This window comes from Colwellia sp. MB3u-45 (assembly GCF_014077005.1).
Taxonomy (GTDB): Bacteria; Pseudomonadota; Gammaproteobacteria; order Enterobacterales; family Alteromonadaceae; genus Cognaticolwellia.
Window position 1 is genome coordinate 155,946 of sequence record NZ_JACGVC010000053.1, and the last position, 12,748, is coordinate 168,693.

A 12,748-nucleotide genomic window follows, 5' to 3' on the forward strand; every position below is an offset into this window, starting at 1 on the left:
TTCACTATTTTCAGCATAAATGTAGCTAATAGTCTGTAACAAAATACATACATCATCAATACCACCAAACAAATTCAGCAGCAATGCCGTCGCGATAAAAAGAGAACTGAGCATGATGAATAATAATTTTATAGATAAAACCGTTATCATTACCGGCGCCTCTGCCGGTGTGGGTGCTGCAACGGCAAGAACTTTTGCCCACTTAGGGGCGAATTTAGTCTTAGTGGCTCGTGGACAAGCGGCATTAGATAAAATTACTGAAGAGCTAGCAAGGACAACATCGGTCATCAATATTGCCATGGATATTAACGATCCCGCCGCCAATGAAAGTTTGCTGGTAAAAGCAGCGCAGGCCTTTGGTTCGGTTGATGTCTTGATCAACAATGCTGGTTTTCATCAACGTGGTGAGGTAGAAAGTAACCAGGCACATGATCTAGCCAAAATGGTTGATGTTAATTTACGTGCGCCGATTCAATTGTCTTGCTTAATCTTGCCGTATTTACGCAAAGCGGGTGGCGGTGCAATCGTTAATGTTGGCTCGCTAGCTGGCAGAACGCCATTGCAGGGCGCGGCAACTTATGCGGCAACAAAAGCAGGCTTGCGAGCATTTACTTACTCGTTAGCCGATGAGCTAAAAGGGACAGGGATTTATGTTGGCGTGGTTTCACCTGGGCCTATTGATACCGGTTTTATTATGTCAGAAATAGATCAGGTAGAAGACATAGTGTTCTCACAAGCCATGAGTAGTGCCCAACAAGTTGCCGATGCTATTGTTAGTATTGCCCGTGGTGAAGCAACCGAAATATCCTTACCCAGAGCCAGTGGCTGGTTAACAACCGTGTCTTATCTTTTCCCGACACTGCGAAGAGTATTACGACCAGCACTTTATCGCAAAGGCCGCAAAGCGAAAGAGCAGTACAAGCAAGGTAACACTAAGCTTTAACACTAAGCCTTAGTATTAGGCCTTAATATAAAATGGTAATACTAAACCGTAACAGCGATTGAAATAATTCAGCCCTAATCAGTCGTGCTATTTATCTACGTTGACGTCTTATTTAATGAAAGTAGTGTTATTGAGCGAGTAAGCGGGTTAACACTGGCGTTTGGCAGACATCAAGTACCGCCGGTGGTTTTTTAAAAAAGAACGCATCGTCACGTTTAATACGCTCAGTTAATTTAGTGGCAAACAATTTACTTTCGGTATTTTTCACCGCTAAATGAATTTGTTTTTCTGCGGGGACATCTGCCATCATTTGCATCGATACAATGAGCGTATAGTCAGCACTTGCTACTTCAGCCTCACCCTCTACGGTCGCGGTGCGTGTTATCGCTTGCACATGATTCATGCCATAAATAACGCGACCAAATATGCTCATAATACGATCTAAATATCTTGGTGCTTGACCATTAGTAATATAAAAATGACTAGAGCCTGAATTGGCATCGTTACCACGTGCCATGGCAATAATGCCCGGACAATGCGTTAACCAAGCAGTATCTTCGCTCGGGTTATGAGCCAGCGCAAAGCCGTCTTTAAAGCCCGTTTGCTCGGCAAATAAATCCTTGTTTTGTACTAAGGTAAATTGCCAGTTTTTATTGGTTGGCCATTCGCCTTCAAGTGCTAACAAAGGTACTGAGCTATCAAGGCTGCTGTCTTCCTCGGGGCCAGCCTGAGCAACAAAACCATCAATAACCCGATAAAACTTGTTGCCATCGTAATGCCCAGCTTGGGTTAAACGCATAAATTGTTCAACATGCCTTGGCGAGAATTGTGGCGCTAACTCAATCACGACTTCACCGTAAGGTAAGCTTAACAACACCATGTTTTCAATAGCGACTGTTCGCCACTCATCTTGATTATTAGCCGGTTGACCAACGATGGGTGTTATTGTGTTTTCTTTAACCTCTTGCTTGGCATGTACTGTGGTACTTAATATTAGGGTACTTAATACGATGAGACTTAACGACAAAGTTAAGTGGTAAAAAATTATCAGCGGGCTTAAAAACAGCTTACAAAATTTCATGAAATCCCTTTTTTATTTTTATCTAAGGTTATCTAACTATGTGATTGATTGTTTAATATTTCACCAAAGATTGCAAACCAAAAGATAAAATTTACCGCCAGTTTTTAGCAAAAGTAATATCAAATAAATGAATTATTGGCGCAACAGCAGGCAATTGATACCATATAGCAAAATGAGCAATAGCCAGAGGATTCATGATTTCCCCATTCAAAAGGGTTAAAATAAAAAATGGCTGTGTTATAAAATTTATAAGTAGCCGACGTAATTAATCAAATAGTTATAACTGACCTTAACATTGACGGAGTTTTTGTGAATAAAAGTTTTATCACCAACTTTTTAGCCCTAATTGCTATTATTATTGGCTATATTGTCAGCAACAATATTATTTTTACCCTAGGTTTATTTGCCTTGTCGGGTGCAGTAACCAATTGGCTTGCTATACACATGTTGTTCGAACGCGTGCCTTTTTTATACGGCTCAGGGGTTATTCCCGCGCGCTTTGAAGACTTTAAAATTGCCATTCGTGCTTTAATGATGGAGCAATTTTTTACCGAAGAAAACATTGACCGTTTTTTAGCCGGTAACGACAACCCGGCCACGGCCATTAATCTTGCCCCCGTTATTAATAAAGTCGATTTATCGCCAGCCTTTGATAATTTAGTCATCGTCATTGAACAGTCTTCTTTTGGTGGCATGTTAGCTATGGTAGGTGGCACTGAAGCATTACAACCTATGCGTGAGCCCTTTATTGAAAAAATGCGCGCATCGGTCATTGAAATTAGCCAAAGTGAAGAATTTAATGCCATTCTTCGGGAAGAGTTAGAACAACCTAGTATCATGGCTGGCATGCGCGATAAGGTAAGCGATATTATTGAAAAGCGCCTTAATGAATTAACGCCACAACTCGTCAAAGAAATTGTGCAAAAAATGATCCAAGAGCACTTAGGTTGGTTAGTGGTTTGGGGGGGCGTATTTGGTGGTATTATTGGCTTTATTGCCGCCATAGCAACCAAGTTCTAAAGCATCTGCTCATCAGTAGTCAGTAACCAGATAATTGTTACTGACTACTTTGCTCTAACCGGCTGATTTATTACTCAGGTCGCTTGCAAGCTCATTCACCCGTTTCGTCAAGAAGTTAATGTCGCTAATGACATAGCTTAATTACAAGGTTAAAAAAGTAACTCATAAAGTTACTCATAAAGTCACTAAAACTTTCATTATATGAAATTTTAGCTCGTCTAGTGTTTAAAGCTAAACCAATAAATAGACAGCTAAAATCTTGCCGTAATCACAGCCGATTCAATCCCCTAGCTATATTTGTTTATTAATTAACCAGCGATAACTATCCGTTATCAACGAGACTTTTTTCAGCTATTTACGGTGGAAATTTTTAATCTTTATGCTTTAATTTTCACCTGATAGCCGTTATGCTAGCGCTTTAATAACAGGGATTAATGCCACAACTCCAAGCTCGGAGTTCAACCGCTCAGCTCCCTCTCTTGTAAAAGGTACACCCAAAATGTTTGGTCGCTTATCAGCGTTGCCTGCCGATCCTATTTTAGGCTTGTTGGCTAAATATCGTGAAGATTCAAATCCTAAAAAAATTGACTTAGGTGTTGGCGTTTACAAAAATGAAGCCGGTCACACGGCAGTTTTACAATGTGTAAAAGCCGCTGAAAAACATCGACTCGATACTGAAGATACCAAGGTTTATATTGGTCCAACAGGTTCAGCACTTTTTAACGAAGAAATGGCTAAATTAATTTTTGGTCATCATAAAGTGTTGCTAGAAAATCGTACACGCACCATTTCTACTCCGGGTGGCACAGGGGCATTACGTGTAGCAGCTGAATTTATTAATTCATGTAAAGCGGGTGCAACTATTTGGGTAAGTAACCCAACATGGGCGAATCATACTGGTGTATTTCAAGCCGCAGGGTTAAATGTTAAAACTTATCCTTATTATGACTATGAAAACAAAACCCTTGATTTTGATGGCATGCTAGCGGCATTAAAAGAAGTTAAAGCCGATGATACGGTATTACTACATGCTTGTTGTCATAACCCAAGTGGTATGGACTTAAGCAACGAGCAATGGCAACAAATTGTTGAAGTGGCAAAAGATATTGGCTTTTTACCGCTGATTGATATGGCTTACCAAGGTTTTGGTGAAGGCTTAGACGAAGACGCTTACGGTCTACGATTAATGGCTGATAGCGTTAAAGAAATGATCGTTTGTAGCTCATGTTCAAAAAACTTTGGTTTGTATCGTGAGCGTATTGGCGCTTGTTCTATTATTGGTGAAAGCTCACACAGTGTTGATATCGCTAATTCAGTATTGCTCAGTGTTGTGCGCTGTATTTATTCAATGCCGCCAGCACATGGTGCGGCCTTAGTAGAAACTATTCTGCATTCAGACGAGTTACGCGCCCAATGGCACAGTGAGCTACAAAAAATGCGTGACCGCATTAACGGCAATCGTCAGCTATTAGTAGATAAACTTATTGAAAATGGCGTAACGCGCGACTTTAGCTTTATTCCACGTCAAAAAGGCATGTTTTCTTTCTTAGGCATAACCCCTGAGCAAGTACAACAATTGCAAGACGAATACAGTATTTATATGGTGGGTTCAAGCCGTATGAGTATTGCCGGCATTGCTAATCGCAACGTTGACTACTTAGCGCAATCAATCGCGAAAGTGCTATAAGTTATTATTAAATAACTCCATGCATTCATATTATGTGTGGAGTTATTTTCGATTTTACTCTCAACCGACCACTCTCAACCGAGCACTAGCATAACGCCCAAAGATAACTGCATTTTTAAACATTGCTTGCCAAGTATTTTTCAGATTCACCTCATCTCCATAACAAACCATTTCACTAAGCTAAAGTTAACTTCAGCAGCAGTATATTTAAAAAAGAAAAACAAGAAAGAGAATGCGTATATAATATGTTGAGCTAGAAAAATTATTGCGTCATGAAAAACCTAACATGAGTCTAAGGTAATGAGTGCCGCAAGTTTTATCAAAGGATATATGGATGATTAAACCCACAGCAATAGATCATATCGTATTACGCACAGTCCAATATCAGGCGCTTATTAACTTCTACTGCGAGGTTTTAGGTTGTGTTGTAGAGCGCACATTGCCAGACGATATCGGTTTAACTCAACTCCGTGCTGGCTCTGCGCTTATCGATATAGTTGATGTAAATGCCGCCTTAGGTAAAGCTGGCGGTCAAGCGCCACAAGCCACCGGCAACAACCTTGAGCACTTCTGCCTGCAAATAGAAAAATTTGATGAAAACGAATTAAAATCTTATCTCCAAGGTAAGGGAGTCGAGGTGGGTGAATTTGAAGAAAGATATGGCGCGCAAGGTATGGGCCGTTCACTCTATTTAAAAGATATTGCCGGCAATAACATTGAACTGTGTGCCGCTAGATAAAATAAAGCGTTAAGAGCGATTAATGTTCAGGTGCTAGCCACGGCTGTATTGACGTTTCATCACCAATCAACAGCGGCAAGATTAACGCTAAGACTGTCGTTTTATTATTGCAGCACGCGTTACTTTGTTAAATTTAGCGGCCAGACAAAAGTCGCGTACTCATCAAAGTAAAATGATGACAGATTTAATTTCGGCATCATTAATACCCTTCTCTTTATATCGATATAACTAATAACAATGCAGTTTTTTCACCTTCGATGACTCATTCGTCTGTACATTGAATATCCCAGTGCTAAGCTCATTACATAACGAATGATGAGCTCATACCTGAGCGATTAACTGATTGTAGCAGGTTGAGGTTGAGGTTTAGGTTTAGTCGCGAGTTGAGCACAAACAATAAAAGCAAATTAAGTATTTGAAACCAGGTGAAGTAAGGCTTGAACATTTGCCATTCCAAGCCTAGCTGATGATAAATCAAATACTATGATAAGTTTGCATGCTGTTTATCCCAAATTAGCAACATTTGAATATGTCTTACATGTAACCAACTTGGTATAGTGCAAATGATAAATTTTCAAGGCTACAAGGTTGTAAAGGAACAGCAAGAGGTTTCAAGCTCTGTACAAGTATTTATTGTAAAAAATGATAAAGAACAAAAATTTTTAGTTAAGTGCTTAAAAAAAACAACGAATAACCAAGCGCTTGTTCGTTTTAAACATTGTTTAGCTTTACAAAGTCAATTGCCCGTCGAGCAACTAATCGCGCCGCTTGAAATTTACGACGAAGCACAATATTGCTACGCGTTACTACCTTTCTCGCCTCACACACGAACGCTGGCGGAATTGTCATTAACCCCCCTTTCATTAGCCAGTAAGTTACAGATTTCTATCAATATTTGTCAGCTTTATGCCCAGTTACATCAACTCGGTTTTATTGTGAATAACATTTGCCCTGAACATATTTATATCGATGAAAATTTTCAGCCGCTATTATACGATTTAAGTTTTGCGACAAAAATTTCTGCACTGCATAAAAAGACCGCTAACCTTAGTGTTGAACGACCTTATTTAGCCACATTAGCGCCTGAAGCTAGTGGCAGAATGAATCATGTTATTGAAGTTTACTCTGACTTTTACTCTATCGGTGCGAGCTTATTCAACTTATTTACTGGTCGCTTACCTTTTATTTATGCGGATGAAATGGAGCTGGTGCATGCCCATATTGCCAAAACCCCCGCACTTGCCAACCAATACAATCAAGACCTACCCACAGCCATCGCCAAGATATTAGCGCGCTTATTAGAAAAAGAACCTTCCCAACGTTATCAAAGCGCGATTGGGCTTAAAGCAGACTTTGTTCATTGCGCTACTGACTTAAAAAACTTCGCCGAGGTTCGAGAGTTTACGCTGGGTAAAAAAGACTTCAGTAATAAACTCATTTTTTCAGCGGCTATTTTTGGCCGTGAACAAGAACAAGCTAGGTTACTACAAGCTTTTAACTTTGTTGAGCAACATAAAAGTAGTCAAATCTGTTTGATCAACGGCCACTCTGGATCAGGAAAGTCTCGTCTTATTAAAGAGTTACACCGACCTATTATTGAAAAAAAAGGCTATTGTGTTCAAGGTAAATACGAACAATATAAAAAAAACATTCCCTATTTTGCACTGATTCAAGCAACAACAGAACTTATCGAGCAACTGCTGGGCGAGAGTGAAGCCAGCCTAAGCAACTGGAAAAAGATCTTTCTTAGCGCTTTACAAGGTAAGGGGCAATTATTGGTAGAATTGGTGCCAGAACTAGCACTTATTATTGGCGTGCAACCCACTCTTGCGGAATTGCCAGCAGAAGAAACTCGCAACCGTTTTAACGCGACACTGGTCAATTTTTTACAAGCCTTTGGCCAGCAAAATAGCATTGTGACTATTTTTATTGATGATATGCAATGGGCTGATATCGCCAGTATCCAATTATTGCAGCATCTAGTCAGGGCTAAATATAGTACACATTTACTGCTGATTATTGCGTTTCGAGACAATGAGATAATTGCTACCCAACCATTAAATTCACTGTTAGAAGCGATAAAGCAAACACAGGCTTTTAATACCCAGATTAATTTATTAGCACTCGATGCTAGCACAATTAAACAATTTATTGCTGCGTCGCTGGCACTTAAGCCTGAAAAAACACAACAGTTAGTTGATATCGTTATTGAAAAAACGGCCGGTAATCCTTTCTATATTAAAGAATTTATTAAGTCTTTAAATCAACAAGGCATATTAACTAAAAATAAACAAAATTATTGGCATTGGGATGAGCAACTAACACACAAACTTGCGGCAACCGACAACGTGATTGAAATAATGGCGTTGCGGTTAACCCATGTTTCAAAAGCAGGTCAAAATATATTATACCATGCGGCATGTATTGGTAGCCTTGTCTCTGTGAGGTTATTAACCCAAGTGCTTGGCGTAACCGAGCAAGAGATTGAACGAGAGTTACGGCCTTTAATTGCCGATGGTTTATTCATTGCTTATTCACAAGACCAGCAAATCGAAAGCTTAGAACAAGTTAAGTTTTCGCATGATAAAATACAACAAAGCGCTTATTTGCTCACCAACCCGATCGAAAAAGCACTTATCCATTACAAAGTTGCCCAGTATTTTATCGCAGAGATAGCGACTAAAACACCAAAAAAATTAACCACTGAAGAGAACATTTTTGCTTACATTGAGCATCTAAACTTAGCCTCATCTTTGTATATTGAACAGGGTAATGAAAAGTTATTAGCGCATTTTAATAATATTGCCGGTGAAAAATCTTTAGAAATAAACGACTACAATAGTGCACTTTATTACTTTGATCAGGCTGAAGACTATTTAGGTAAACTGCATTGGCAGCAAGCATATGCTTTAAGCCTTCGCATCGTATTAGGCAAAGCCAATGCGCTATACTTCCTGCAAGCCTATGACGAAGGTAATTTACATTTTCAACAACACCATACGCTGATTCACGACGTGATTGATCAAGCAGGTTTTGCCAAAACTCAAGTGCTATCACTGATTGCACAAAACGAAATGCAAAAAGCCTTAGATTTAGGTATGACCACATTAGCAAGTCTCGCTATTAGACTGCCTCAAGCTAGCGAACCGCTGAATTACTTAGCCATAGAGCAACAATATCAGGATGGCAAAATTACTGACCTGATTAACTTGCCCGCCATGACCGACAAACGTAAGTTGTTGGCCTTAGATATCCTTAACGCCATTCAAACACCGGCTTATTTATTAAGCCCTGTAGCCTATATGCGTATGGCTTATACGGCACTTGAGTTATGTTTAACTGCGGGGATTTCTGCGCTAAGTGCGAAAGTATTTGCTAGCCATGGTTTAATATTATGTGGTGTATTCAGTCGTTTTGAAGCCGGCTCAGCTTTTGCCGCTTTAGCAAAAGAGGTTAATCAACAATATCCTTCTGAGCCTATTTATGTCGAGCTTGAGTTTATTCATAAAGTCTCTATTGCTCATTGGACATCGCCACTGAGTATGACCTTAAAGCCATTAGAGGAAAACTTTTATCGTGGTATTGAGTGTGGCAGCATTGAGTATGCTTTTCACAGTGCATTACTTTATAGCATGCACTGTTTATTCAGTGGTAAAAACCTTGTTACCTGTCAAAAAACAATGGCTCGATATGCTGAGTTAATGGCAAGTAAAAAACAGCATTATCATCGTGTGATAATGCAAGTGTGGCGACAGTTAATTAGCAATTTACAAGATGAAAATGCCCAGGTGAAAAACTTACAAGGTGAGCACTTTGATGAGGTATTACAACTACCGATTTTAATGGTAACGCAAAATATTAACACGCTGTTTTGCTATCATTTAGCGGTGATGATCCAAGCCTATTTATTTAATAATATGACTCAAGCTCATGCACAAATGCTGCGGGCACAAGCTTATCTACATTCAGTTATTTCTTTATATCATTTTGGTGAGTTTCATTTTTATGCTGCCTTAATCCGTGCTCAGTATTGTCGTCATAAAACCACTGAGCAACAAGACAGTAGTTATCATGAAAATATCGTACAGATCAATACTAGCCTTGATCTAATGGCGCAATGGGCCAACAGTAGCCCAGACAATTATCGCCATAAAGAAAAACTTATCCGCGCTGAATTACAATTTTTGTTACAAGACAGCGCCGCATGGCAAAGTTACGATCAAGCTATTGCGCTGGCCAAGCAGTACTTAGCGCCTCATCATATTGCCTTAGCTAATGAACTGGCCGGCAATTACTGGTTAGCCGCCAATAAAAAGTCGCTAGCAACAGAATATTATCAGCAAGCTGTTAATGGCTATCAAGTTTGGGGAGCCAAGCATAAAGCGCAACAATTATTAACCTTGCGCCAATCACTGTTAAGTGCACAAGGTCATGACCGCGATAACCTGCCCAGTGCTCAACAGCACAATAGTGCCCAAGTGTTTGATCTGGCCTCAGTGCTAAAAGCCTCTGAAACCTTAAGTGGTGAAGTCGACTTATCCGCATTTTTACACCGAATGATGGCTATCATTATTGAAAACGCTGGCGCACAAAGTGGCGCTTTATTATTGCAAAGTGATGGTATTTTAAATATCGAAGTCGCCTTGTCTCGTGATGGTATTGCCAATACCCAACAGCAACTGTTGCCTTACTCGATTATTAACTTGGTTTCTCGCACCCTAAAAGCGCAAGTATTAACGCATCTCAATGTTCAAGAGCATTTTTTATTAGATCCTTACTTTGCAGCTCATCAGCCCAAATCAATGCTCTGTTTTCCCAGTATAGTCAAAGGCAATTTACAAGGTATTGTCTACCTTGAACATTACGATATTGCAGGCGTATTTAATGATGAACGGGTTAATGTCCTGCAGCTGCTTGCTAATCAAACCGCTATTTCGTTTGATAATGCCAAACTGTACCAGCTAATACTCAATTACAGTCGAAATCTTGAAGATCAAATTTATCAACGTACCAAAGAATTGGCCGCAGAAAAAATTAAAGCAGAACAAGCCAGCCAGGCTAAATCTAATTTTTTAGCCAATATGAGCCACGAGATCAGAACACCCATGAACGCGGTCATTGGTTTAAGTCAATTAGCTTTGCGCACCCAACTGTCAGTAACACAACAAGATTATTTAGAGAAAATACAAGACTCCTCCACATCATTATTAGCTTTAATTAACGACATTTTAGATTTTTCAAAAATAGAAGCCGAAAAACTCACCCTAGAGTGCATTGCGTTTTCTCTACCCGAAATACTGCAACGTGTGGTTAATATTTGTAGCCTAAAAGTGCATGAAAAAGGTGTAGAGTTTGTTATTGATATCGCCGCCAACGTCCCAAAAATAGTTAAAGGTGATCCACTGCGTTTACAACAGGTGATCGTTAATTTGGCTAATAATGCTTTGAAGTTTACTCATGTGGGCTCTATTAATATCTGCATTGAAAAGCACAGTGAAAATAGTCAAACAACCTGCCTAAAATTTTCGGTACACGACACCGGCATAGGCATGAGCCAGCAACAGCAACAAGGCTTATTTCAATCATTTAGCCAAGCCGACGATTCAGTCACCCGTAAATACGGTGGTACGGGTTTAGGTTTAGCTATAAGTAAACAATTAACCGAGCTAATGCATGGCGAAATTTCACTGAAGAGTGAACTCAATGTTGGCTCAACCTTCAGCTTTACCGCACGCTTTGAACAGGCTCAACAAGTGGCTGACATTATGCCAACCATCAACCGACAAGTGCTATCTAAGTTAAAAGTTTTAGTTGCCGATGATAACGATATCGCCAGAAAAGTATTAATCAAAGCGTTAGCTGATATTGAAATTTATGCCGATGGGGTCGAAAACGGTGCACAAGCATTAGCGGCGGTATGCTCTGCACAACAAACTAACACCCCCTATGATATGGTCATGATGGATTGGAAGATGCCTAATATGGATGGCATCCAAGCAGCAAAGCATATTCAAGCACAAATAAAGAAAAAATTGCCTCATATATTAATGGTTTCTGCCTTTGATAAAGACGAAGCAAAAGCTTTAGCCGTTAATACGGGTATTGAACAATTTCTTGAAAAACCGATTAATCCATCGGCATTAACTAAGGTCATTGTTGAATTATTAAACACAGAGAGCGAATATATTCTTGTGGAAAAAATCCAGCCAGAACTCATAGTCCCCAATTTAAGTGCCTATAGCGTCTTATTGGTTGAAGATAATATGATCAACCAACAAGTGGCAAAAGAGTTTCTAGCCGACACAAAAATCACCGTAGCATGTGCCGAAAATGGCCTTGTTGCCTTAGAAAAGTTGGCCACTCAAAGATTTGACTTAATCTTGATGGATATTCAAATGCCAGAAATGGACGGTTTAACCGCAACGAAAGAAATTCGTCGAACGCTAACATTACAAGACTTGCCGATTATTGCTATGACCGCACACGCGATGAAAGGCGATATAGAAAAAAGTATCGCTGCCGGCATGAACCTACACCTGACCAAACCTATTGATCCTGAATTATTATACCAAACACTCAAGCAGTATTTAGTTAAGCCAAACGCTGCTATCAAGCATAAGCCAGCTAACTCAGCGCAATCGAGTAACACTCAGGAAAAATTAGCTAAACTTCGTCAAACTACTATTTTAGCGGTTGATGACGCGGTTAAAAAGCTGCAAGGCAAAGAAAGTCTTTATACTGAATTGATCTATGACTTTTGGTTAAATTATCAAGTACTGGCAAAAGTCATGGTGCAATTTTATCACTTGGAGCAAACAGACGTTCTTTATCGCAGTGCGCACTCGTTAAAATCAACCGCACGATATATTGGTGCGGTTGCATTGGCGGCAAGTGCTAGTGCCTTGGAAAACGAAATTCATCATCAAGGTCAAGATATTAAATTAAAACTCAACCAAGTTACTGCAGATTTAGACGTTATTATTGGACAATTAAATAGTATTTATCATTCGTTAATATTAGCGAAAAATGACCAGCCCCTTAACCACCAAAAAGTGAAGGAAATTATAGTAAAATTAAAGCCTTACTTAATATCTGCTAACATTAAATCACAAGACATTAGCCAACAGTTAATGGAGCTTAGCGATCAAACACCTTACTATCAGCAGACAGTTAACATCCAAACATTAGTCAACAACTTTGACTTTGATGAAGCTTTAGCGGCATTATTAACATTAGAGCAAAAAATAAGCAACGCCAACTAGCTTAGGTATAGAAATA

At 39.5% G+C, this 12,748-nt stretch carries 6 protein-coding genes; 5 read left to right on the plus strand and 1 reads right to left on the minus strand.

What is annotated here, in order from left to right:
- Positions 1 to 112: 112 nt before the first annotated feature.
- Positions 113 to 943 (plus strand): SDR family oxidoreductase, encoded by an 831-nt coding sequence (locus H4J41_RS15885; protein WP_259364465.1) that lies wholly within the window; start codon positions 113 to 115, stop codon positions 941 to 943.
- A 127-nt stretch (positions 944 to 1,070) separates the two neighbouring features.
- On the opposite strand, the gene H4J41_RS15890 is transcribed toward H4J41_RS15885, so the two are convergent.
- Positions 1,071 to 2,024, minus strand: coding sequence for a peptidylprolyl isomerase (locus H4J41_RS15890; protein ID WP_182137127.1), 954 nt, complete (start codon positions 2,022 to 2,024; stop codon positions 1,071 to 1,073).
- Positions 2,025 to 2,333: 309 nt separating this feature from the next.
- Between H4J41_RS15890 and H4J41_RS15895 the strand changes: the two genes are divergently transcribed.
- From H4J41_RS15895 to H4J41_RS15910, 4 genes are all read left to right on the plus strand, one after another.
- Complete coding sequence (locus H4J41_RS15895) at positions 2,334 to 3,044, plus strand: DUF445 domain-containing protein (protein WP_182137128.1); 711 nt, start codon at positions 2,334 to 2,336, stop codon at positions 3,042 to 3,044.
- 499 nt (positions 3,045 to 3,543) lie between these two features.
- Positions 3,544 to 4,731, plus strand: a complete 1,188-nt coding sequence (locus H4J41_RS15900) for an amino acid aminotransferase (protein ID WP_182137129.1) — start codon at positions 3,544 to 3,546, stop codon at positions 4,729 to 4,731.
- A 334-nt stretch (positions 4,732 to 5,065) separates the two neighbouring features.
- The gene (locus H4J41_RS15905; protein ID WP_182137130.1) at positions 5,066 to 5,470 is read left to right on the plus strand and encodes a VOC family protein; all 405 of its coding nucleotides are present in this window, start codon (positions 5,066 to 5,068) and stop codon (positions 5,468 to 5,470) included.
- A gap of 563 nt (positions 5,471 to 6,033) precedes the next feature.
- The gene (locus tag H4J41_RS15910) at positions 6,034 to 12,732 is read left to right on the plus strand and encodes a response regulator (RefSeq protein WP_182137131.1); all 6,699 of its coding nucleotides are present in this window, start codon (positions 6,034 to 6,036) and stop codon (positions 12,730 to 12,732) included.
- The last annotated feature ends 16 nt before the right edge of the window (positions 12,733 to 12,748 follow it).